The organism is Neptuniibacter sp. QD37_11 (genome assembly GCF_047778105.1).
GTDB lineage: Bacteria > Pseudomonadota > Gammaproteobacteria > Pseudomonadales > Balneatricaceae > Neptuniibacter.
Map to the genome: position 1 here is coordinate 1,075,718 of NZ_CP180552.1, position 21,942 is coordinate 1,097,659.

General features: G+C 43.8%; 21 protein-coding genes. 17 read left to right on the forward strand and 4 right to left on the reverse strand.

The window, feature by feature from the left end; genetic code table 11:
- Positions 1 to 124: 124 nt before the first annotated feature.
- The 9 genes from ACMXYT_RS04800 (at position 125) to ACMXYT_RS04840 (ending at position 10,807) form a co-directional block, all read left to right on the forward strand.
- Positions 125 to 775, forward strand: a complete 651-nt coding sequence (locus ACMXYT_RS04800) for a helix-turn-helix domain-containing protein (protein WP_415900457.1) — start codon at positions 125 to 127, stop codon at positions 773 to 775.
- 58 nt (positions 776 to 833) lie between these two features.
- Positions 834 to 2,195: a TolC family outer membrane protein gene (locus ACMXYT_RS04805; protein WP_415900458.1), complete on the forward strand. Its 1,362-nt coding sequence runs from the start codon at positions 834 to 836 to the stop codon at positions 2,193 to 2,195.
- Positions 2,196 to 2,299: 104 nt separating this feature from the next.
- Positions 2,300 to 3,334: a hydroxymethylglutaryl-CoA reductase gene (locus ACMXYT_RS04810; protein WP_415900460.1), complete on the forward strand. Its 1,035-nt coding sequence runs from the start codon at positions 2,300 to 2,302 to the stop codon at positions 3,332 to 3,334.
- Positions 3,334 to 4,362 carry a type 2 isopentenyl-diphosphate Delta-isomerase gene (gene fni, locus ACMXYT_RS04815; RefSeq protein WP_415900461.1) on the forward strand — a complete coding sequence of 343 codons (1,029 nt, stop codon included), beginning with the start codon at positions 3,334 to 3,336 and terminating at the stop codon, positions 4,360 to 4,362. The genes ACMXYT_RS04810 and fni overlap by 1 nt, the downstream gene beginning before the upstream one ends.
- 15 nt (positions 4,363 to 4,377) lie before the next feature.
- Entirely contained in the window at positions 4,378 to 5,544 is a 1,167-nt protein-coding gene (locus ACMXYT_RS04820; RefSeq protein WP_415900462.1) for a hydroxymethylglutaryl-CoA synthase, read from the forward strand.
- Positions 5,544 to 6,539, forward strand: a complete 996-nt coding sequence (locus ACMXYT_RS04825) for a mevalonate kinase (RefSeq protein WP_415900463.1) — start codon at positions 5,544 to 5,546, stop codon at positions 6,537 to 6,539. Before ACMXYT_RS04820 ends, ACMXYT_RS04825 begins: the two co-directional genes overlap by 1 nt.
- The gene (gene mvk, locus ACMXYT_RS04830; protein ID WP_415900464.1) at positions 6,523 to 7,455 is read left to right on the forward strand and encodes a mevalonate kinase; all 933 of its coding nucleotides are present in this window, start codon (positions 6,523 to 6,525) and stop codon (positions 7,453 to 7,455) included. The genes ACMXYT_RS04825 and mvk overlap by 17 nt, the downstream gene beginning before the upstream one ends.
- Positions 7,442 to 8,443, forward strand: a complete 1,002-nt coding sequence (gene mvaD / locus ACMXYT_RS04835; protein WP_415911933.1) for a diphosphomevalonate decarboxylase — start codon at positions 7,442 to 7,444, stop codon at positions 8,441 to 8,443. Before mvk ends, mvaD begins: the two co-directional genes overlap by 14 nt.
- A gap of 6 nt (positions 8,444 to 8,449) precedes the next feature.
- The gene (locus ACMXYT_RS04840; protein ID WP_415900466.1) at positions 8,450 to 10,807 is read left to right on the forward strand and encodes a DNA polymerase II; all 2,358 of its coding nucleotides are present in this window, start codon (positions 8,450 to 8,452) and stop codon (positions 10,805 to 10,807) included.
- A gap of 8 nt (positions 10,808 to 10,815) precedes the next feature.
- Here ACMXYT_RS04840 and ACMXYT_RS04845 read toward each other — a convergent pair whose 3' ends face one another.
- Positions 10,816 to 11,025: a hypothetical protein gene (locus tag ACMXYT_RS04845; protein WP_415896638.1), complete on the reverse strand. Its 210-nt coding sequence runs from the start codon at positions 11,023 to 11,025 to the stop codon at positions 10,816 to 10,818.
- 243 nt (positions 11,026 to 11,268) lie between these two features.
- Between ACMXYT_RS04845 and ACMXYT_RS04850 the strand changes: the two genes are divergently transcribed.
- The gene (locus ACMXYT_RS04850; protein WP_415911934.1) at positions 11,269 to 11,745 is read left to right on the forward strand and encodes an SRPBCC family protein; all 477 of its coding nucleotides are present in this window, start codon (positions 11,269 to 11,271) and stop codon (positions 11,743 to 11,745) included.
- Positions 11,746 to 11,812: 67 nt separating this feature from the next.
- On the opposite strand, the gene ACMXYT_RS04855 is transcribed toward ACMXYT_RS04850, so the two are convergent.
- From ACMXYT_RS04855 to ACMXYT_RS04865, 3 genes are read right to left on the reverse strand one after another with little or no spacing between them, the layout of a single operon-like run.
- The gene (locus ACMXYT_RS04855) at positions 11,813 to 12,481 is read right to left on the reverse strand and encodes a LutC/YkgG family protein (protein WP_415900468.1); all 669 of its coding nucleotides are present in this window, start codon (positions 12,479 to 12,481) and stop codon (positions 11,813 to 11,815) included.
- A 1-nt stretch (position 12,482) separates the two neighbouring features.
- Positions 12,483 to 13,895, reverse strand: a complete 1,413-nt coding sequence (locus ACMXYT_RS04860) for a LutB/LldF family L-lactate oxidation iron-sulfur protein (RefSeq protein ID WP_415900469.1) — start codon at positions 13,893 to 13,895, stop codon at positions 12,483 to 12,485.
- Between the two features lie 6 nt (positions 13,896 to 13,901).
- Positions 13,902 to 14,693, reverse strand: coding sequence for a (Fe-S)-binding protein (locus ACMXYT_RS04865; protein WP_415881848.1), 792 nt, complete (start codon positions 14,691 to 14,693; stop codon positions 13,902 to 13,904).
- Between the two features lie 190 nt (positions 14,694 to 14,883).
- Between ACMXYT_RS04865 and ACMXYT_RS04870 the strand changes: the two genes are divergently transcribed.
- The 7 genes from ACMXYT_RS04870 to pheS all read left to right on the forward strand — a co-directional run bounded on the left by ACMXYT_RS04870 (position 14,884) and on the right by pheS (position 21,927).
- Positions 14,884 to 15,585 (forward strand): FadR/GntR family transcriptional regulator, encoded by a 702-nt coding sequence (locus ACMXYT_RS04870; protein ID WP_415900470.1) that lies wholly within the window; start codon positions 14,884 to 14,886, stop codon positions 15,583 to 15,585.
- Between the two features lie 91 nt (positions 15,586 to 15,676).
- Positions 15,677 to 17,446 carry an ATP-binding protein gene (locus tag ACMXYT_RS04875; RefSeq protein ID WP_415900471.1) on the forward strand — a complete coding sequence of 590 codons (1,770 nt, stop codon included), beginning with the start codon at positions 15,677 to 15,679 and terminating at the stop codon, positions 17,444 to 17,446.
- A 147-nt stretch (positions 17,447 to 17,593) separates the two neighbouring features.
- Positions 17,594 to 19,513 (forward strand): threonine--tRNA ligase, encoded by a 1,920-nt coding sequence (gene thrS / locus ACMXYT_RS04880; protein WP_415911935.1) that lies wholly within the window; start codon positions 17,594 to 17,596, stop codon positions 19,511 to 19,513.
- Positions 19,514 to 19,540: 27 nt separating this feature from the next.
- A complete protein-coding gene (gene infC / locus ACMXYT_RS04885; protein ID WP_415901097.1) occupies positions 19,541 to 20,086 on the forward strand; it encodes a translation initiation factor IF-3 in 546 nt (181 codons plus the stop codon).
- Positions 20,087 to 20,190: 104 nt separating this feature from the next.
- Positions 20,191 to 20,385, forward strand: coding sequence for a 50S ribosomal protein L35 (gene rpmI / locus ACMXYT_RS04890; RefSeq protein ID WP_007022505.1), 195 nt, complete (start codon positions 20,191 to 20,193; stop codon positions 20,383 to 20,385).
- A 38-nt stretch (positions 20,386 to 20,423) separates the two neighbouring features.
- On the forward strand, positions 20,424 to 20,780 hold the full coding sequence (gene rplT, locus ACMXYT_RS04895; protein WP_415881844.1) for a 50S ribosomal protein L20: 357 nt from the start codon (positions 20,424 to 20,426) through the stop codon (positions 20,778 to 20,780).
- A 163-nt stretch (positions 20,781 to 20,943) separates the two neighbouring features.
- Positions 20,944 to 21,927, forward strand: coding sequence for a phenylalanine--tRNA ligase subunit alpha (pheS, locus tag ACMXYT_RS04900; RefSeq protein WP_415900473.1), 984 nt, complete (start codon positions 20,944 to 20,946; stop codon positions 21,925 to 21,927).
- The last annotated feature ends 15 nt before the right edge of the window (positions 21,928 to 21,942 follow it).

A 21,942-nucleotide genomic window follows, 5' to 3' on the forward strand; every position in this document is an offset into this window, starting at 1 on the left:
TTAGCCTTACAAAGAATATAAAAACAAAAATCGTTAATCTTCAAAAACTTGTAGCTCTTGGTTAGAAGATATACTATTGTGCGCCGCGGTCACAAGACATGGTCTTGTACTTCGGTGCTGCGGAATGGATATTATGAAGTTGTTTTTTTTAGGGAACCGACCGAAAGTTTTGGAACGATGGTTTAAATTGCTAGTAGATTGGCAACCAGAAGTTATCGCTTGTTCTGAAATTTCATCTAAACTTGTGGAAGTAAAGAATAGTATTTTATTGCTTCATCTAAGTTCGGTTGATGAAAAGGATGCTCAATTAATATTCAGATTTAAAAGGGATAATCCGGGGTTGATTTTGATTGTATGTACTGACGTACCGAACGAAAGGGAGGGTATTCAAGTATTACAATCAGGTGCTAACGGATATACCAACACGTATGTTACAGGGTCACTGCTTACAGAAGTGGTGAAAACTGTACTCCGTGGTGATATTTGGGCAGGTCCAGAGCTTCTTCAAAAGTTACTTAAAAGGCTTTTAGGAGATATACCTGCCACAGATAGGAAAGTGGACACCGCAGAGTCTGTAGATTGTTTTAAAGGATTAAGTAGTCGAGAGCGAGACGTGCTTTCTGTATTAACGACAGGAGCAAGTAATAAGGAAATTGCTCGAGAGCTTGATATAACAGAGCGGACAGTTAAGGCTCATCTGAGTTCTATTTTTAAGAAAACAGGTGCCAATGATAGAGTCTCACTAGTTCTTATGGTTGGAAAACAACCTGCGTGATCTGCACTGATTAGATCAAGGAAAGACTACGAACTATTTATAATTAGGGGCGGATATTATGTTCAGGTCAGTATTTACAGGGGTGCTACTAGGAGCTGTTAGCACGGTAGCATATTCCACATCACTTGAAAGCGTTGTGGCGGAAGGATTAACTAACAGTCCTGAAGTACAGAGAGCTATCAACGCGAGAAATGCAGTATATCAAGAGGTTCGTCAAGCCAAGGCTGGTTATCTTCCGAGTGTCGATTTGGAAGCTGGTATTGGTTATGAGTGGACTAATAATACAACTACGCGTGCAAATGGGGATGATGTTGAGCTTACCCGTGGAGAGGCGCGTTTAAGTATTAGGCAAATGATATTTGATGGCTTTGCTACTTCTAGTGAAGTGAAGCGTCAAAAAGCTCGTTCAATTTCTGCTGATAAACGCTTAATAGAGTCGGCAGAGACTTATGCCCTAGATGCAGCTAGAGCCTATATTGAATTAAACCGCCGAACTGTTTTATTGCAGCAAGCAAAAGAAAACTTATTTAACCACGTAAAAATTTACGATCAGATTAAACGTCGTTCTGAATCGGGTATGGGGGCTTTGGCTTCAATTCAGCAAGCAGAAGGGCGTTTGGCGTTGGCTGAAGTTAACACACTTGCGGCTGAAAATAACTTGTTGGATGCTAGGGCAAATTACCAACGTGTTACTGGGTTGATGGCTCCTGAGGAACTTGTCTATCCTGAAATGGTTAATGTTACAATTCCAGAATCTTTGGATGAAGCAACCGAAGCCGCGCTTAGTAATCATCCGACATTACAAGTAGCTGAAGCTGACACTGAAGCAGCAGTAGCGCAATATAATGCAGCAAAACGTAACTATTATCCTCGAGTAGATTTTGAAGTTGATCGTACTTGGAATAATAATTTAGATGGTGTTGAAGGTGTAAACGAAGATCTGACGGCTATGTTCCGTTTGCGTTATAACTTGTATAACGGTGGTGCTGATCAAGCTCGTGTTCGTCAGACTCAGCACCAGATTGAAGAGGCAAAATCGATACAAGGTCAAAGCCATCGTGAAGTACTCCAAAGTATCGAATTGTCGTGGAATGCATATAGTATTCTGTCCAGACAGTTACCATTTCTTGAGCAGCACGTAGCTTCGAGCCAGGAAACTCGAAACTCTTATCAGAAGCAGTTCAACATTGGTCAGCGTTCTTTGCTTGATTTGTTGGATACAGAAAACGAAGTATTTTCCTCTAAAAATGATCTGACAAACGCGCTTCATGATCAGCTTGTTTCTCAATACCGAGTTGTGAATGGTATGGGGACTTTGTTAGATACGTTGAACTTGTCTTTACCGGAGCCTAATTTAGGTGATGTTGAGGTCGAGCAATCGGCAGAAAAACAGGTGGAAAAAGAAGAGACTGCCTCCTAAGAAAACGTTGAAAAGGGCTAGTGAAGTTCATTAAAATTAGCCCTCAACCTTATTTTAAAAGGGTTGCCATTGGCAGCCCTTTTTCTTTTGCATAAAGAGATATCATGAAATCTCATAAAATCAGTCAAGCTCCGATCCCTATGCGTAATGTGGGTCCTATTAAAATTACTGGACCTGTTTTAGATGAAAAAATTAGCGTGCCTTTAGCTACCTATGAAACGCCTTTATGGCCATCTGTCGGCCGTGGCGCAAGGGTTTCTGCATTGACTGATGGCATCAAAACGACTGTGATTGATGAGCGAATGAGTCGATCTATTCTACTTGAAGCGGATGACGCAACTGAGGCTATGCTTGCTCTAAACTCGATTAAATCTCGTATGAGTGATATCAACGAGGTGGTTGCTCAGAGTAGTCGTTTTGCCAAACTTATTGATATGAATAGCCAGATTGTGGCTAATTTGATCTATCTTCGCTTGGAATTTACAACGGGTGATGCATCTGGTCACAACATGGTGACAAACGCAGCAGATAAGATTATTCCTTGGATATTGTCTGAATATCCGCAGCTTCGTTATTCATCTATCTCAGGTAACTATTGCTCAGATAAAAAAGCGACAGCTGTTAACGGTATCCTTGGCCGCGGTAAATATGTGGTAACCGAGATATTAATACCGCGTGATATTTGTGAAAGACGCTTAAAGACAACGCCTGAAAAAATGGTTGATCTTAATATTAAGAAAAACCTGATTGGGACCATGGTTGCAGGTGGCCTTCGCAGTGCTAATGCTCATTATGCGAATATGCTTTTAGCCTTTTACCTTGCCACTGGTCAAGATGCAGCGAACATTATCGAGGGTTCTCAGGGTATAGTGCACGCTGAAGTACGTGGTGATAACCTTTATTTCTCTTGTACTTTACCTAACCTTATTATGGGGTCTGTAGGTAATGGTAAAGGGATTGATTTTGTTGAAGATAACTTGGCAGCGCTAGGTTGTAAGGAAGATAGAGAACCGGGTGAGAATGCGCAACGTTTAGCTGCTATCTGTGCTGCAACCGTTTTATGTGGCGAGTTATCTTTGCTAGCTGCTCAGACAAATCCTGGTGAGCTGATGGAAGCTCACTTAAAGCTGGAGCGCTAATGTCGGATCTGACTAATGATCGAAAGCTTGAACATATAAGAGCTATAGAAAATGATCCATCAACGGATCGAGCTGGAAGGTACTTTGATCGCATACATTTAATGCATCGTGGTTTACCTGAGATCGCTTTGAACGATGTTGATAGCTCATGTGAATTTTTAGGTTATCAGCTAAGCTTTCCTTTGTTGATATCCTCAATGACAGGTGGTGATCATCAGTTAGTAAAGCAAATTAACCATAATTTAGCGAAAGCAGCTCAGGCAACGGGTGTTGCTATGGCGGTTGGTTCGCAACGCGTTATGTTTACATCTCCTGAAGCTAAAGAAAGTTTCGCTTTGAGAGAATTGGCTCCTGATGTACCTCTCATTGGAAATCTTGGCGCTGTTCAACTGAACTACGGCGTTGATGTCGAGCATGCGCAGCAAGCTATAGATTGTCTAGGTGCTGATGCTTTGTATTTTCACCTCAATCCTCTCCAAGAAGCGGTACAACCTGAAGGGGATACTGATTTCTCCAATCTTGCTGAGAAGATCGAAGCCCTTGTGACAGCACTTGATGTGCCTGTGTTACTAAAAGAGGTTGGGAGTGGTTTGTCTCCTGCCGATATTGAGCTAGGTCTAAAGGCGGGCATAACAACCTTCGATCTAGCAGGTACAGGCGGGACATCTTGGAGTCGAATTGAACACCATCGCAGAAAAGACGCGAGTAATATCGGCCTTAAATTCCAAGATTGGGGGCTGCCTACCCCTGTAGCCTTAAAAATGGCTAGCCCATATCGCGATGTTGCCACATTAGTTGCAAGTGGTGGCTTAAGAGATGGGATTGATATGGTTAAATCTGTTATACTCGGCGCCTCTTTATGTGGCATGGCAGGTCCGCTGTTAAAACCAGCAATGGAATCTGCTGATGCAGTTATAGAAGAAATAGAAAAAATAAAAGCAGAGTTCAGAACAGCCATGTTTCTGCTAGGTGTCCGGGATATAGCATCTTTATCTAATAACCGGGCCCTTGTTTTAGACGAGAGTTAGGATCGAGACCCAAGAATGTCAGTTGGTATTGACGAAATCAGTTTCTATACATCCAATTATTATCTGGATTTAAGAACACTGGCGAATGTTCAGCAAATTGAGTCAGAAAAATATTATCAGGGAATAGGCCAAGAGAAGATGTCTATGGCGGCACCTGATGAAGATGTAGTGACTATGGCTGCAAATGCTGCCTACCCGTTAATTGAAAGGGTAGGCACTGATTCAATTAGTACGTTGCTTTTTGCTACAGAAACGGGTGTGGACCAGTCTAAGGCTGCAGGCGTCTATGTGCATAGATTGTTAGGATTGAATTCTAACTGCCGTGTTGTTGAGTTAAAGCAGGCATGTTACAGCGCAACAGCTGCTATTCAGATGGCGTGCGCGTTAGTTGCCCGACAGCCAGAAAAAAAGGTTTTGGTCATTGCGTCCGATATTGCGCGTTATGATCTTGGTACTTCAGGTGAAGCGACTCAAGGTTGTGGCGCAGTTGCTATTTTGATCTCAGCAACCCCCCGTCTAATCGAAATTGATCCAGAAGTTGGTAATCATACTGAAGATGTGATGGATTTCTGGCGACCAAATTACCGTACGACTGCACTTGTTGATGGTAAATACTCTACCAAGATATACCTTAAGTCGCTGAAAAAGGCTTGGGAAAACTTTGTAGAAGTTAGCTCCCTAGCATTTAGTGATTTCTCTCATTTTTGCTATCACTTGCCATTTAGCCGAATGGCGGAAAAAGCGCATAAACATTTAGCAAAGGTAAACAAAGCAGGCCTGTCTTTGGAGCAAATTGAAGAACAGGTTGAAGAAACACTGTATTACAACCGTATTATTGGCAACAGCTATACCGCTTCCATGTATATCGGTTTGACCTCTTTGCTTGAGAACTGCAAAGAAAATCTGGCTGGTAATAAAGTTGGTTTCTTTAGTTATGGTTCTGGTTGCGTTGCCGAGTTTTTCTCTGGCACGGTAGTGGCGGGTTATGAAAAATGTCTGCACACTCTAAACCATAAAGCTATGTTAGATGCTCGCCAAGAAGTGAGCTATGACGAATATCTGAATCTGTATCGCCACCCAGATCCTCGAGATGGTGAACATCATGATATTCCTGCTGCAACTACTGGGCGTTTCCGTTTGGCTGCGATCAGCGGTCACAAGCGAGAATACGTTAGCTGTTAATGAAGGCAATAGCCCCAGGGAAACTAATACTGAGTGGTGAGCACTCAGTTGTTTATGGGGCGCCTGCTATTGCGATGGCCGTTACATCCTCTGTAATGGCTTCTTATTCTCCTACCGCAAGTCTGAATTTATCTATCTCTTCTGAGGTTTTTGGTAGCTTTTCTAAGAATATAGCCACATTTAAATTCTTTTCCGAACAGCTTGATCAGCGTTTTAATCTGTTTTTACAAAGAAAGCTTGCTGTTTCGGATGTGCTCTCGTCGCCTTCAGATCTGCTGTTTTATACCTTGTCGCAGCTTGGTTTTGATCAGCCCGGTCAGATCTCTATAGCGAGTGCTATTCCCGCAGGTGCTGGTATGGGGTCTTCTGCTGCAGTGATTGCAGCATTGCTAAAGTTGGCTGAAGCTGCTTCTCAGCAAGCATTGACTAAACGGGAGTTCTTCAAGTTAGTTCGCCACTGTGAGAGATTGCAGCATGGCCGTGGTAGTGCGATAGATGCTGCTGCGACGACTTTCGGAGGAGTTGTTAAAGTTCAGAACGAGCATGTAACGCTATTGCCTGAAAAAATAGGAGATAACTGGTTTATCTGGAATAGCGGTTCACCTAAATCTTCAACGGGTGAAACGGTTTCGTCTGTACGTGAGTCATTTGAGTTTTCAACAATTTGGCAGCATTTTGAACAAGTTACGCAGGATTTTGAGCGAATAATCTATTCTTCAGATGATCAGCAGAAACTAGACCTCATACAAGAAAATCAGCGCCTATTACAACAGATCGGTATTGTTCCACACGCCGTTGCTGATGTTATTAAGCGTATAGAGTCGATGGGGGGAAGTGCTAAGGTTTGTGGTGCTGGTAGTAGTTCTGGAGATACAGGTGGTTTGGTATTGGTCTATGCCCCGAAAGGTAATGCTGCAGAGATCGCTAGCCGTTTAAATATCCACCTACAGCCTTTAAAACTCAGTTATCAAGGAGCGTATGTTGAAGCGGATTAAAGTGACCGTGCCTGGCAGTATTATGCTGATGGGTGAACACGCAGTGCTTTTTGGTCATAAGGCATTAGCTTGTGCTGTGGATAAATATATACGCATAGAGCTTGAGCCTATCTCAACACGAGAAGTGCTGATTGACTCTGCACTAGCCCAATACCAAAGCCCGTTGCCAGATTTGGTTGCTGATGACAGGCTGAGTTTTGTGCTGGCTGCGGTTGCAATGTATGCGGATCGCCTGCCTTCAGGTATTAAAATTACGATTCGTTCAGAGTTTTCTCATACCGTTGGTTTGGGTTCTTCAGCCGCGGTCACTGCAGGTGTAGTCGCTGCACTCGCCTCTTTTGTAAACGATGAAACGGATCTAGATAGCTTATTCGATCGTTCACTGGCAGTTGTTCATGACGTACAAAATGGGCGAGGCTCAGGAACTGATCTTGTGGCTAGTATCTTTGGTTCGATTGTTTCTTATCGAGTTAAGCCAAGGGAGATCAAAGCACTGTCAGCGCTACCCGAGATATCGCTTTACTACGCGGGCTATAAAACCAAAACACCAGATGTATTGAAGCATGTAGAGGATTTAGCGAGATATTCCCCTGAACTTTATCAACAGATCTATCAGCTAATGGGGTCAGTAACGGATAATGCTGAAAAGGAGATTGCTAAACAGGATTGGCAGCAGCTTGGTCAATTAATGAATAATTACCAAGGCTTAATGGACGCATTAGGTGTAGCAGATAAAGCGATTTGCGATATTGTGTACACGCTTCGCGAGAGCAAGCATATTACAGGTGCTAAAATTTCAGGTTCGGGTCTTGGGGATTGTGTGATTGCACTTGGTTCGGATCCAGATCTATCTATAGCTTACGAACAAATTCCAGTCTCAGTTTCGGCACAAGGGGTTAGCATTGAGAATAACTAAGCAGAGTGTAGTGGCATCGTTTCTTCCAGAGAAAACTATGCCGGGTACTAAAGCAGAAGCATTTGCGCCAAGTAATATTGCCTTGTGTAAGTATTGGGGTAAACGTGATGTTGAGCTTAACCTGCCTATCAATGCTTCATTATCTATTTCGCTAGGTGAGCTAGGTAGTCGTACGAAAATCACGCCTTCGGATGCCGGTGATCAGGTCTATCTAAATGACGAGTTACAAAGTGAAGATTCATCCTTTGCTCGTAAAGTCATCGCGTTTATAGATCTTTTTCGTCGAGATCTTGATCAACCGGTTAAGGTAGAAACAACCAATAATATTCCAACAGCGGCTGGGCTTGCGTCGTCAGCTTCCGGATTTGCTGCACTTATGTTGGCGATTAACGAATTTTACAGTTTCGATCTTGATCAGAAGGTCTTGTCGGCATTTGCTCGAATTGGTAGTGGCAGTGCATCGCGATCTATCTATCAAGGGTTTGTTGAATGGTCTAAAGGTAAACAAGAAGACGGCATGGATAGCTGTGCAGAGCCTTTAGCGGTTAATTGGGCAGGGTTCAGAATTGGTTTGTTAAAAGTCGCTACTGGTGCCAAGAAAATCGATTCACGTTCTGGTATGCAACGTACAGTTGAGTCGGCTGATCTATATCAGTCTTGGCCTGCACAGGCTGAGAAGGATCTGAATACAATTAAGCATGCTATAGCTGAACAAGATATGAGTCTGTTAGGTCAAACTGCTGAGCAAAATGCTCTGTCAATGCATGCAACAATGATTGCTTCATGGCCGCCGCTTTTATATTGGCAACCAGAATCTGTTGCGGCTATGCATCGTGTCTGGGAGTTAAGATTGTCGGGCGTAGAAATTTATCTGACGATGGATGCTGGTCCTAACCTTAAACTCCTATTTGAAGTGCAAAATGAAGCTGCGGTTCGAGAGGCTTTCCCAGAGTTAACCGATATGGATCTGGTCGCGCCCTTTGGTTAAGTGAGTATGCCTACTCATCATGATCATTCAGACCATAGCTCTTCGGCATTCATTCTGACTCGAAGTCAGCACGACACTCGCGAGGGTATCGTGCTGACCTATTGGGTCTGTTCAGAGCATCACGCTTTTCCGATATCTATTACTCAGCAAGAGGCGGTACTTTTTGTTCTTGATGAGCAAGTTCCGCGAGTTAAAACCTTACTGGGTCATCTCCGAGATTGGCGAATCAATAAAGTCGATCTTACTGATCTTCAGTATCGTGGTGTTACCGCTATCTATAGCCAAACTTTAAAAACCTATCGCCAAATTCAAGAGCTACTGCATCTGCATAATATTGTCATGATGGAAGATGATATACGGCATGCAGATCGCTATCTGATGGAACGGTTTATTCAAGGTGGTGTTCATATTAGCCAAGTGAATAAACAGGTCCGTTTAAAGCCAGATACGTTTACGCCCAATTTACGCATTCTCTCTATTGATTTAGAAACGACGATGAAAGCAGACAATATCTTGTCGGCTGCATTCTATGCTGATGACTTTCAATTGGTATTGATGCAGGGGGAGGGTGTAGATAGTGCAGGGTTAGAATATGTTTCTGATGAAAAGGCCTTGTTACAGCGATTTATTCAAGTGGTAGCGGAATATGATCCCGATGCGTTTATTGGTTGGAACGTAGTCGGCTTTGATTTTCGGGTACTACAAAAACGTGCTGAAGCACTGCGTATTCCACTTGTTCTAGGTCGTGACAAGTTGCCTTTAAAGCTGCATGAATCGGCTCAGGGTAAGCTCTTTGTGCGCATGGCAGGGCGAATCGTATTAGATGGTATTGATACCCTGAAAGGTGCAACTTATCAGTTTGAAAGTTTTGCTTTAGAAAACGTCGCTCGGGATATGCTAGATCGAGGTAAGTTGATAGACCATGTTGATGATCGTGGCGGTGAAATACAACGGTTGTTTAGAGAAGACAAAGAGGCTTTGGCTCGTTATAACCTTGAAGATTGCCGCTTGGTTTGGGAGATATTTGAGCATGCTGATCTGATTAATTATCTTCTCGAACGAGCACGTCTAACAGGATTGGCGCTTGATAAAGTAGGAGGATCAGCGGCAGCATTTGATAACCAATACCTCCCTCTGTTACATCGTTCAGGTTATGTAGCGCCGCAATATGCTTCTGGGATGTCAGGGCTTAGTGCGCCCGGTGGCTACGTAATGGACTCGCGTCCAGGCTTGTATAGACAGGTCTTGGTTTTAGATTTTAAAAGCCTGTACCCCAGTATTATTCGTACCTTTAAAATTGACCCTTATGGTTTGGCTGAAGGACTTAAAGAGGGGGCGGAGCCTGAAGATTTAGTCCCCGGCTTTAACCACGCAATATTTTCGCGTAGTAAGACGATTTTACCTGAGTTGATCGAGAAGCTTTGGGCGGCGCGAGATCAAGCCAAGCAGTTAAAGAACGCTGCATTATCCCAAGCGATCAAGATTATTATGAACTCCTTTTATGGTGTTTTAGGTTCAAATGTCTGCCGTTTTTTTGATCAACGACTCTCGAGCTCGATCACCTTGAGGGGGCATGAAATCCTGACAAAGACACGAGATCATATCGAATCGGAATTTGGTTTTAAGGTGATCTACGGTGATACTGATTCTGTTTTTGTCTGGTTAGGCGATGATTTCCCAGAGGAGCAAGCTAACAGTACAGGTCGTGCTGTTGCTGAACACCTAAATCGCTGGTGGCGTGAAAATCTACAAGAGCGCTTCGAGCTAGATAGTCAGTTAGAAATCGAGTACGAGACGCACTATTGTCGGTTTTTAATGCCGACTATGCGCCATTCAGACAAAGGCACTAAGAAGCGTTATGCAGGGCTTAAGCGATCTGGGGATGGTTCGACCCAGATGGTGTTTAAAGGGCTAGAAAATGTACGTACTGATTGGACGCCCTTGGCTCGTGAGCTTCAAGAACAGCTTTATGAGCGTATTTTCTTAGGCCAAGAGTGGCAGTCGCTACTTAAATCAACGGTCGAAGCGTTGTTAGCGGGTAATTTAGATCACAAGCTTATCTATAGAAAGCGTATACGTCAGCGTTTGGATCAGTATGTGAAGAATAAACCTCCTCATGTCCAGGCGGGCTTGAAAGCTGAGTATAGATACCAAGCAAAAGGTCAACCTAGCCCTTATCGGTCAGGCTCTTATATTGAATATATGATGACCGTTAATGGCGCAGAGCCCATTGAATTTATGAGCTCGCCTTTAGACTATCAGCATTACTTGGATAAGCAGGTGAGGCCTGTATGTGAGACGATTTTGCAGTTTTTAGATGAGGACTTTGATGATCTCACAGCGCCACAGCATTCGCTTTTTTAGCGATGTTGTTAGGCTTTAACGTCTATTTGGGTGCCTAGCGGGCTTAGTGGATCGACTCTAAGTTTCCCCGGTGCGGTGACTTCCAATAGCTGCATCACTTGCTCACCCGTTTGTTCGATCTGATCTTTAGCCATCTCGGCTGATTTAACCGCATGAGTGGTTTGTGTCTGTTGCGTAGACATTGTTGTCGCTGCAGCAGTGATTTCATTGGCTTCCATAACATCTTCCTATTGTCCGATTACGACAGCTATCTGTAATCCGTTCACAGGTGTCGGTGCTTGATGAAAAAATACTTACATTAATCTATCGGCTTGGATTGGTTTGGCTTTAGAGGATTTTAATCTATTTAGCTAATTAAGTACTTTTGGATAGGTTCTTAATGATAATGGTTATCAATAATTTCATGAGGCATGCTGGTAGTTCACTTAATGTGTTGTGATAAATAAAAAGGAATAATAAAAATGCTAAAAAAGATTATGGGTGTAGTAGCGCTATCTTCGTTATTAGGTGCTGTAAACGTGTCTGCTGCGGGTAATATTGCGGTTGAAGAATCAGTAAAGTTGAATGTGAAGCCGTCTGCTGTATGGGTGCTTTTAGGGGATTATAACGGCTTGTATCGCTGGCACCCTGCGGTAGCGTCTAGTGATAGAGATAATAAAGTGCGCGTACTGACTTTGGGCAACGGTGCGAAAATTACTGAGACTTTATTGAGCAAGGATGAAGGTAAGCGCAGCTATCGTTACCAAATTGATGAGTCACCATTACCAGTGTCTGATTATGAATCCGAAATACAGGTTAAGTTGGATGACCAAGGCGGCTCGATTGTAGTTTGGAGCTCTAGCTTTAATGCAGCTGGTGCCTCAGATGCAGAAGCGGAAAAAACAATTCGTGGCGTTTATCAGGCTGGTTTACAGAATCTAGATAAGCTATATAACTGAGTTATTGAATGGCCATAGAACAAAAAAAGCCACCTAAAAAGGTGGCTAAAGCAATAAAGATATAGAGCTACATATCTTTAAGGATAAAGATCACAAGTACGCAGGGGCCATGAGCACCCATTTGCAATTTTTGTCCGATGTCCGCGCTACGGGATGGGCCAGTAATCATATTGACCGTGCGTGGCATTTCATCAGGGTTCTGTTCACGTACCATCTGCCAAGCGTCTTCGTAGCTACCGACGATCGTCGATTCACGCAATAATACGAGATGGCAATCCGGTAGGAAGTTCAATGTCGTCGGGCTCTCTGGACGGGAGTACATCATCAGAGTCCCCGTTTCTGCGATACCCGTCATAGAGGTGGTTAAGCTAGCAACATCGCCAGATTGCGCAACACGCTGCTCGCGTTTGATATCGCCTAAAGCAGACCAATCGAGTTCGTTTAAGCAATCGTCACTTGCACTAACTAAAGATTTAAAATCATGTTTATTTAACCACTCAGCAACTGCAGCTGGTAGATCGTTCATTGAGTTAATGTCGATGAGCTCAGCCGCAGCACCGCTAGCCATATCTCTAAATAGTTGGATCTGACCCGCTTTGTCTAGCTGGCTACGTTTAGGAATAATGGTCGCTTTATGTGCATTGATGCGACGTGTTGCAGCTGCTTTTTGCGCGGGTGTTGCTTCACCACGCTGTAAGCCACGACGGATATTGCCAAGTATTTCTGCTTTGCTCATCTTACTTCTCCGCCTTATTGTGGGCTTTCCATTGATCCATAAAGGTTTTGCCTTGAGGTGCCGGCATATCACGCCAATCAGTCCAGCCACCGGCTAACGGCATTTTCTTGATGCGGCCTTTCTTACCAGCGAGTTTGTTCATAAACCAAGCAGAGCTTCTTGCTAACCAGCGGTATAGGGCAGGGCGTTTGGCAAAAAATGCCCAGCCAGCGATACCAAACCTGACAGCTTTGGGTGTTAAGTGCTTTTCAAACTCTTTCTCTCGCCAGTGACGCATCAATTTTGGAAGAGGAATACGCACAGGGCATACTTCTTCACATTTACCACAAGATGTTGAGGCGTTTGGCAGATGCGCAGCTTTGTCAATGCCGATCATCTTAGGGGTTAAAACAGAGCCCATAGGACCTGGGTAAACCCAACCGTAAGAGTGGCCACCAACAGCACCGTATACAGGGCAGTGGTTCATACAAGAAGAGCATCGGATACAGCGAAGCATATCTTGAAACTCTGTTCCGACCATCTCACTACGGCCGTTATCAACTAATACAACGTGGAAGTTCTCTGGACCATCTTGATCTTCAGCGCGTTTCGGCCCTGTGGATAACGTGTTGTATACCGTAAATTCCTGACCTGTCGCAGATCGAGCTAGCAGTCGAAGAAATAGACTCATATCTTCCAGTGTAGGTACGACCTTCTCGATGGAAGTAATCACAATGTGAGTTTTTGGCAGGGTTTGAGTAAGATCGCCATTACCTTCGTTGGTCACGATGATGGTTGATCCAGTTTCTGCTACCAGGAAGTTGGCTCCAGTAAGCCCGACATCAGCACCTACGAATTCTTTTCGTAGTACTTCGCGAGCTTCCTTCATTAGCGCCTGTGGATCTTCTGTTTTAGGACGCTTGTGATGTTCGTGGAATGTCTCAGATACATCGTTAACATTCAGATGTATCGCCGGTGCAATAATATGGCTCGGATGATCATCACGAAGTTGTAGGATATATTCCCCCAAATCTGTCTCGACAGGGCGTACACCATTAGCTTCAAGGTATTCGTTCAGACCGGTTTCTTCCGAAACCATCGACTTACCTTTAGTGATGGTCTTTGCATTTACCTGTTTACAAATATCGAGAATGGTTTGGTTGGCATCGTCACCTGTTCTGCACCAGTGAACATGACCACCATTTTTTACAACGTTATCTTCAAACTGTTCCAGATAGATATCTAGATTCTGAATGATGTGATTTTTCAGATCACGGGCTTCATCACGTAGATCTTCAAACTCCGGTAGGCGCTTGATGGCATTGGCGCGGTTAACAGGGAAACCATGTTTAAACTGACCTAGGGCTTCCTGAAGTTCGACATTATGCAGCGCTATACGAGCGTTTTCTTTAAATTCTGGGCTTTTAATATGCATCGTGTATTACCCCGCGCTCAGTTCAGAGGCTAGCTCATATTCTGCTTCGCCAATGGCTGGCGTGTCAGTCATACCAGCTAAGATCTCAACTACATGACGTGCTTCAATTTTCTTGCCTTCGCGTTTAAGCTTGCCGGCCATATTTAATAGGCAGCCTAAATCGCCACCGACTAAAGTACTCGCACCGGAGTCACTGATATATTCAGTTTTGTTAGACACCATGCGGTTAGAAATGTCTGGATATTTAACGCAGAAGGTACCGCCAAAACCACAGCAGGTTTCCGACTCTTCCATCTCGTTAAGTGTTAGGTTTTCAACCTTAGATAGCAGCTTGCGAGGTTGTTGTTTAACCCCAAGCTGGCGAAGACCAGAGCAAGAATCGTGGTAGGTAATCGTACCTTCAAATGCGGCATTGATACGGTCAAAATCGACTACGTCAGTTAGGAATTGGGTAATCTCAAAAGCGCGCGATTTTAGGTCCAATGCGCGTGCCTTCCAAGGGTCGTTTTCGTCAAAGACCTCAGGGTAATAATGCAGCATTCCAATACAGGAACCAGATGGGCCAACGACATATTCATAGCCATCAAAAGCTTCAATCGTTTTTCTTGCAATTTCAGCAGTGGTTGCTTTGTCGCCTGAGTTATAAGCAGGTTGCCCGCAACAGGTTTGTGTCTCTGGTACTTCTACTGTGCAGCCTGAAGCTTCAAGTAGTTTTACGGTTGCGAATGCAACGCTCGGTCTAAACATATCTGCTAGACAGGTTACAAATAAACCGACTTTAGGATTCTGATTTGGCATGAATGTCATCGCTATATTGGTCAGCTCTACCTGATTAGGAATCAGGCTCTCACGTCACTGACGTTTCTTATTTTTCTTCAGTTTCTCGTGCCTGAAGTTTTATCTGTTACTCAAAAGATAGTTAAGAGATGGCGCAAAGGAAATGCTAAACTGTTAACTGGTCTGACCAAGAAGTGGTGTGAGGTACTCTGTGGCGAAAGTGAAAGATGTAAATCTAAGCCAGAAGTTAAGTTCTGAGCTTCAGAGCCAAATTTTGTATGGTGATATAAGCCCAGGCGAGAAACTGCCATCTCAGCGCGTATTGGCAGAACGCTATAGTCTTTCTCGAGCAACGGTTCGTGAGGCTGTTCAAGATCTCGAATTAAAAGGCATTATCGAAACTTATCATGGCGGTGGGAGCCTCTGCAGAAACTTACTCGAAAGTCATTTCTCTATGCCGTCGGAAAGTATTGGCGATAATTTCGAGTTCCAAGTTCAAGTGATGGAAATGAGGGCTGCATTAGAAGGTGAAGCAGCTTATTACGCAGCTTTACGTGCATCTGATGAACAACTGGATCGAATCGGACAAGAGTATGAGGCTATGCAGGCGCGAAGTAGTGGGAACACGACACTGGCCAAAGCCAAAGCTGACCTTAGGTTTCATATGATGATTGCGGAAGCTAGTCATCATCTACTTGTTATTTCTTTCAGTCAGATTTTTTATAACCGTTACTTTAATGCAATTTATGGTGTACTTGATCGAACCCTTAAAAAGTTTGGCCGTTATCCAGACGGCATTAGTGCGCAACATACCCAAATCTATCAGGCGCTGATCAATAGAAATGCAGAGTTGGCGCGTAAGGTTGCGACTGAACATATCGACTACACCAGAAGGCAATTAGAAGCTTCTTAACCCTTTGAAATATGTGACTATCTTATTTAAACAAACCTAAAAAATGCTCCTATACTTTCTTAGAGTTATCTAGAGGTGATAAGGGTGGGGAATGCAGGTTCGTAAGTCGTTGGTTTGGAAAATTATATTTCCTGTATTAGCCGTAATGACGTTGCTAGTCATTGCCATCCTATACTACTTACCGAAAACCATCACACAGCAAGCCATAGATGAAGCTCAAAAAAGAGCGGAAGAAACAGTTGAGCAATTTAAGCGCCTGAGAGGGTATTACACTGAAAATGTAGTAGGTGAAGTGCTGTTACATTCTGATATTGATGTCACCATTGATCATAAGAGCACGACAAATAGTATTCCTTTACCCGCAACGATGGTGCATGAATTGAGTGAGCAATTTACTCAACAAGGTACCCAGATCAAGTTATATAGTTTTTATCCTTTTCCTAATCGAGCCGAACGACAATTAGATGAGTTTGCGATTCAGGCTTGGCATTACCTTAAAGAAAACCCTCAATCTGAATATATAAAGGTCTTAAAGAATGAAGCGGGTGCGAGTGTTGTGCGTGTCGCTATTGCTGACACTTTGGTCGCTGATGCCTGTGTAAAGTGCCACAACAGCCATGCCTTTTCACCTAAAGTGGATTGGAAACTTGGAGATGTAAGAGGAATATTGGAAGTTGATAGCATCATCGAGCCTGCGATTAAAAGTGGTGAGGCTCTAGGGATGAAGTTGGCATTAATAATCTGTGCCGTAATCGCTTTCCTCGTTATGTCGATTTACGTAATTCACCGTTATCTATTTCAAGTTCCTCTGCATAAATTAGCTATGTTGTTGGAGGCCTCAACTGATCACAATACAAAAGAAGAGGAAGGTGCGTTATCAGAATGCGCTGAGCTGACTTATCCCGATAATCATGAGCATGATGAAATAAGTTTCCTCTATCACAAATTCTCCCAACAGCATGAACGTTTGCATGCTAATGCCCAAGCGATGCGTGAATATCAAGAAAAGCTGGAAGCCGAAGTTAAGCTAAATGAGCAACTGTTAGAAGATAGAGAAGCACAGTTAAGCGCAACTCAGCATAAGTTGGATGTAACTCAAAAAGAGTTACTACAAAGCGAAAAACTATCTGCATTAGAGCGTCTAGTTAGCAGTATTGGGCATGAAGTCAGCACACCCTTAGGCGTGTCGAAAACCGCCTCTTCTTTTTTAATTGAGGAAACAGCAGAAGTTTTAGGTAGTTTTCAAAATAATACAATGACTCGCACACAATTCGAGAAATTCTTAACAGATAATAGTGAAGCTGGAGAGTTAATAAATTCGAATTTAACCCGAGCACATGAATTAATGCAGGCCTTCAAGCAGGTAGCTGTTGATCAAATCAGTGAGCAAGAGAGAGAGATAAATCTACGAGAATATATCCAAGATGTACTGCTCAGTTTAAAGCCTTCATACAAGAACGCTCCTGTTGACGTTGTGAATAATATTGATCTTGCTATTGAATTAAATGTAGATGCAGGTGCTATTGCACAAATTGCGACGAATCTCCTGACCAATTCGTTAATGCATGGTTTTAAAGATGGAACAGTTGCCGGCACTGTAACGTTTAGCAGTGAGGTAACGCCCGAAGCATACGTACTTATTTATGATGATGACGGCGAAGGAGTCACTGAAGAGGTACAACAGCATGTATTTGAGCAGTTTTATACAACCCGGCAAGGTTCAGGAGGAACCGGTATGGGGATGTATATTATCCATGAGCTTGTAAAGGATAGACTGCTTGGCGATATCCAATTTAGTAGTAACGAAGGTAAAGGCATCAATATCCGAATCTCTCTGCCGAAGGGTTCAGGCTCCGAATAGATCCTCAGTGAACATAGTCCTAGCTCCTTTTCTTTGATTGACCTATAATCGCGCCAACTTACAACGTACTTGGTTTGTACGGTAAGTAATTTGTATCGAATATAAGTGGCCTTACGTATGGGTCACCACTGAAATCAAGGAAATAACATGCCTGTAATTACCCTACCAGATGGTAGCAAACGCGAGTTTGCTAACCCTGTTACTGTATTTGAAGTTGCTGCTGATATCGGCGCTGGTTTAGCTAAAGCTGCGTTGGCCGGTAAAGTTGACGGTAAAGAAGTTGATACTTCTTTCACTATTGAAAATGATGCTGACCTAGCCATCATCACTGCGCGTGATGAAGAAGGTCTAGAAGTTATCCGTCACTCTACTGCTCACTTGATGGCTATGGCTGTACAAGAATTGTTCCCTGGTGCGCAGGTAACGATCGGGCCTGTTATTGAAGATGGTTTCTATTATGACTTTGCTTACGAGCGTCCATTTACACCAGAAGATCTAGAAAAGATCGAAAAGAAAATGGCGGAGCTAGTTAAGCAGAACCTACCTGTTACTCGTTCATTGATGAGTCGTGATGAAGCGACCAAAATGTTTGATGAGATGGGCGAGAAGTACAAAGTTGAGTTGCTTCAAGCTGTTCCAGATGCTGAAGATCTGTCTTTCTACTCTCAAGGCGACTTCATCGATCTATGTCGTGGTCCGCATGTGCCTTCTACAGGCCATATCAAAGCATTTAAACTGATGAAAGTTGCTGGTGCATACTGGCGCGGTGATTCCAACAACGAAATGCTTCAGCGTATCTATGGTACTGCATGGGGTGACAAAAAAGCCCTTAAAGCTTACCTGCACCGTCTAGAGGAAGCAGAGAAGCGCGACCACCGAAAACTGGGTAAACAGCTAAACCTGTTCCACTTACAGGAAGAAGCGCCTGGCATGGTGTTCTGGCATCCAAATGGTTGGACACTTTACCAAGGTATTGAGCAGTACATGCGTCAAAAGCTTCGTCGTCGTAACTACGTTGAAGTAAAAACGCCACAGGTTGTAGAGCGTACTCTTTGGGAAAAGTCCGGCCACTGGGAAAAATTCTCGGAAGAGATGTTTACCACGCACTCTGAAAGCCGTGATTTTGCTGTTAAGCCGATGAACTGCCCATGTCACGTTCAGGTATATAACCAAGGCCTACGTTCGTACCGTGACCTACCATTACGTATGGCTGAGTTTGGTTCTTGTCATCGTAACGAACCATCAGGTGCACTTCACGGTATTATGCGTGTACGTGGTTTCGTACAGGATGATGGTCATATCTTCTGTGCTGAAGACAGCATTCAGAGTGAAGTATCTGAATTTATCGATTTCCTACATGAAGTGTATGAGGATTTTGGTTTCCAGGAGATTCAATACAAACTATCTACGCGTCCAGAGAAGCGTGTAGGTAGCGATGAAGTTTGGGATAAAGCAGAAAAAGCGCTATCTGATGCGCTAGATAATGCTGGCCTGAAATGGGAACTACTCCCAGGTGAAGGTGCGTTCTACGGTCCTAAGATTGAATTCTCTCTGAAGGATTGCCTTGGTCGAGTTTGGCAGTGCGGTACAATTCAGGTTGATTTCTCTATGCCGGGTCGTCTTGGTGCACAGTTTGTAAACGAACATGGTGAACGTGAAACACCTGTGATGTTGCACCGTGCAATCCTTGGTTCATTTGAGCGTTTCATTGGTATTTTGATCGAAAACTTTGCGGGTGCATTACCGACTTGGTTAGCGCCTGTACAGGCTGTTGTGATGAATATTACGGACAAACAAGCTGATTATTGTCAAAAAGTTGTTCAAAATATTGAAAATCAAGGATTCAGAGCCGAGTCAGACTTGAGAAATGAGAAGATCGGCTTTAAAATTCGCGAGCGTACTTTACAGAAGGTGCCTTACCTTCTTGTAATAGGCGATAAAGAAGTAGAGGCGGGTGAGGTTGCTGTACGTACTCGTACGGGTGAAAACCTAGGCGCTATGCCTCTAGAAGATTTTGTAAACCTTCTTAGCAGTGATGTCGCTAAGAAAGGTCGTCAGGACTCATAAGTCTAAAAACAGTCAGGAGATAAGACTATCAGGCGTGATAATAGAAGGGGCGCTCGCAGAGAAGAGCCCATGATCAATGAGAATCTACTGAAAGTAGCTAAACAGTGCAGACTTATTGGTCCAGACGGAACACAGATTGGCATCGTACCGGTAAATGACGCTCTTGTGGCAGCACAAGAAGCGGGACTTGATCTGGTGAAAATTTCTGAAGCTGATCCCATCGTTTGTAAAGTGATGGATTATGGCAAGCATCTTTATGAGCTGAAAAAGCAAAAGAATGAAGCCAAGAAAAAGCAGCATCAGGTCCAGATCAAGGAAGTGAAATTCCGTCCTAATACGGAAGAAGGGGATTATCAGGTCAAGCTACGCAACCTGGTACGTTTCCTTGAAGCAGGAGATAAAGCCAAGATAACTTTGCGTTATCGTGGTCGTGAGATGGCCCATCAGGAACTGGGTATGCAGTTACTCCAACGAATCGAGAAAGATTTGGAAGAGTTAGCAGCTGTAGAACAGCGTCCTAAGATGGAAGGCCGTCAACTGGTCATGGTCTTAGCTCCGAAGAAGAAAAAGTAACTCGTTACTTTCCTTAACCCGTGACTGACTTGTAAAAGTTGGCTACGGGTTTTGTCGTTTGTTTCGGGCGAAAAAAAATTAACGAATGCGTGGAGATTTTAGTAATGCCTAAGATGAAATCCAATAGTGGTGCGGCTAAGCGTTTTAAGAAAACCGCTAACGGCTTCAAACACAAGCAGTCTTTCACTAGTCACATTCTGACTAAGAAATCTACTAAGCGTAAGCGTCAGCTTCGCCCTATGCTGCAGGTACATGCTGCAGACAAGGCGTTGGTTCGTCGCATGCTGCCTTATATTTAATCGATTTTTTAGCTAACAGAATTTAGAGGAAGAAAGACATGGCTCGCGTAAAACGTGGTGTTGTTGCTCGTCGTCGTCACAAGAAAGTCCTGAAAAAAGCAAAAGGTTATTACGGTGCTCGTAGCCGTGTATTCCGCGTTGCTAAACAGGCGGTAATCAAAGCTGGTCAATATGCATACCGTGACCGCCGTCAGCGTAAGCGTCAGTTCCGCGCATTGTGGATTGCACGTATCAACGCTGGTGCTCGTATCAACGGTTTGTCTTACAGCCGTTTCATTGCTGGTCTGAAAAAGGCTAACATCGAGATCGACCGTAAGGTTCTAGCTGATCTTGCTGTTCACGAAGCTGGCGCATTTGCAGCGATCGTAGAGAAAGCTAAAGCTTCTCTAGCGTAAGCTAGCACCCAGTGTCGTGTAAGCGACTACTTTGAAATAGGGGAAGGGTGCGAACTCTTCCCCTATTTTTTCGGTTATTTTGCCCAGTTTTCTAGGGAAAACTGGGCAAAGTAACTGATTACTAACCAATTACCGTATTTATCCTTCTATTCGGAGCCGGATAATGGAAAACATTCAAAGCCTTTTGGCAGCAGGTACTGAAGCTGTCGCTATGGCAACTACTACTCAACAGTTGGACGATGTTCGCGTTCAATACTTGGGTAAAAAAGGTGAACTTACTGCACTTCTTAAAGGCTTAGGCAAGCTATCTGCAGAGGAGCGCCCACAAGCTGGTGCTAAGATCAACGAAGCCAAACAAGCGCTTCAAGAAGTGATTAATGAGCGTAAAACAGCACTAGAAGCTGCAGCGCTAGAAAGTAAGCTTGCTGCTGAAACAATCGATGTAACTTTACCAGGACGTGGTCAAGCACTCGGTGGTTTACACCCTGTGACTAAAACCATGGAGCGAATTGAAGAGTTTTTCGGTGGTATCGGCTATACGGTAGAAGAAGGTCCAGAAATCGAAGATGATTACCACAACTTCGAAGCGCTAAATATTCCTTCGCACCATCCGGCTCGTGCTATGCACGACACATTCTATTTTAATGCGAATACACTGCTACGTACGCACACTTCAGGTGTTCAGGTACGTACAATGGAATCGCAAGAACCACCACTACGTATTATCTGCCCAGGCCGTGTATATCGTTGTGACTACGACCAAACGCACTCTCCAATGTTCCATCAGGTAGAGGGTTTGATTGTGGATAAAGATATCAGTTTTGCTGACCTAAAAGGCACACTAGAGCAGTTCCTACGTGAATTCTTCGAAGAAGATGTTCGCGTTCGATTCCGTCCGTCTTACTTCCCGTTCACTGAGCCTTCTATTGAAGTTGATATAGACCGTGGTGATGGTAAATGGTTGGAAGTACTCGGTTGCGGTATGGTGCATCCAAAAGTATTTGAAGCTTCAGGTATCGATCCTGAAGAGTACACCGGCTTTGCTTTCGGTATGGGTGTAGAGCGTTTGGCTATGTTGCGTTACGGCGTAAATGACCTGCGTCTATTCTTTGAAAACGACCTGCGTTTCCTGAATCAGTTCAACTGATCAAGACAACGTTTT

Excerpts from the sequence above, each read along its gene's own strand:
- ACMXYT_RS04800 (WP_415900457.1), top strand. The coding sequence starts at position 125 with ATGGATATTATGAAGTTGTTTTTTTTAGGGAACCGACCGAAAGTTTTG.
- ACMXYT_RS04805 (WP_415900458.1), top strand. The coding sequence starts at position 834 with ATGTTCAGGTCAGTATTTACAGGGGTGCTACTAGGAGCTGTTAGCACG.
- ACMXYT_RS04810 (WP_415900460.1), top strand. The coding sequence starts at position 2,300 with ATGAAATCTCATAAAATCAGTCAAGCTCCGATCCCTATGCGTAATGTG.
- fni (WP_415900461.1), top strand. The coding sequence starts at position 3,334 with ATGTCGGATCTGACTAATGATCGAAAGCTTGAACATATAAGAGCTATA.
- ACMXYT_RS04820 (WP_415900462.1), top strand. The coding sequence starts at position 4,378 with ATGTCAGTTGGTATTGACGAAATCAGTTTCTATACATCCAATTATTAT.
- ACMXYT_RS04825 (WP_415900463.1), top strand. The coding sequence starts at position 5,544 with ATGAAGGCAATAGCCCCAGGGAAACTAATACTGAGTGGTGAGCACTCA.
- mvk (WP_415900464.1), top strand. The coding sequence starts at position 6,523 with ATGTTGAAGCGGATTAAAGTGACCGTGCCTGGCAGTATTATGCTGATG.
- ACMXYT_RS04840 (WP_415900466.1), top strand. The coding sequence starts at position 8,450 with ATGCCTACTCATCATGATCATTCAGACCATAGCTCTTCGGCATTCATT.
- ACMXYT_RS04845 (WP_415896638.1), bottom strand. The coding sequence starts at position 11,025 with ATGGAAGCCAATGAAATCACTGCTGCAGCGACAACAATGTCTACGCAA.
- ACMXYT_RS04850 (WP_415911934.1), top strand. The coding sequence starts at position 11,269 with ATGCTAAAAAAGATTATGGGTGTAGTAGCGCTATCTTCGTTATTAGGT.
- ACMXYT_RS04855 (WP_415900468.1), bottom strand. The coding sequence starts at position 12,481 with ATGAGCAAAGCAGAAATACTTGGCAATATCCGTCGTGGCTTACAGCGT.
- ACMXYT_RS04860 (WP_415900469.1), bottom strand. The coding sequence starts at position 13,895 with ATGCATATTAAAAGCCCAGAATTTAAAGAAAACGCTCGTATAGCGCTG.
- ACMXYT_RS04865 (WP_415881848.1), bottom strand. The coding sequence starts at position 14,693 with ATGCCAAATCAGAATCCTAAAGTCGGTTTATTTGTAACCTGTCTAGCA.
- ACMXYT_RS04875 (WP_415900471.1), top strand. The coding sequence starts at position 15,677 with ATGCAGGTTCGTAAGTCGTTGGTTTGGAAAATTATATTTCCTGTATTA.
- thrS (WP_415911935.1), top strand. The coding sequence starts at position 17,594 with ATGCCTGTAATTACCCTACCAGATGGTAGCAAACGCGAGTTTGCTAAC.
- rpmI (WP_007022505.1), top strand. The coding sequence starts at position 20,191 with ATGCCTAAGATGAAATCCAATAGTGGTGCGGCTAAGCGTTTTAAGAAA.
- rplT (WP_415881844.1), top strand. The coding sequence starts at position 20,424 with ATGGCTCGCGTAAAACGTGGTGTTGTTGCTCGTCGTCGTCACAAGAAA.
- pheS (WP_415900473.1), top strand. The coding sequence starts at position 20,944 with ATGGAAAACATTCAAAGCCTTTTGGCAGCAGGTACTGAAGCTGTCGCT.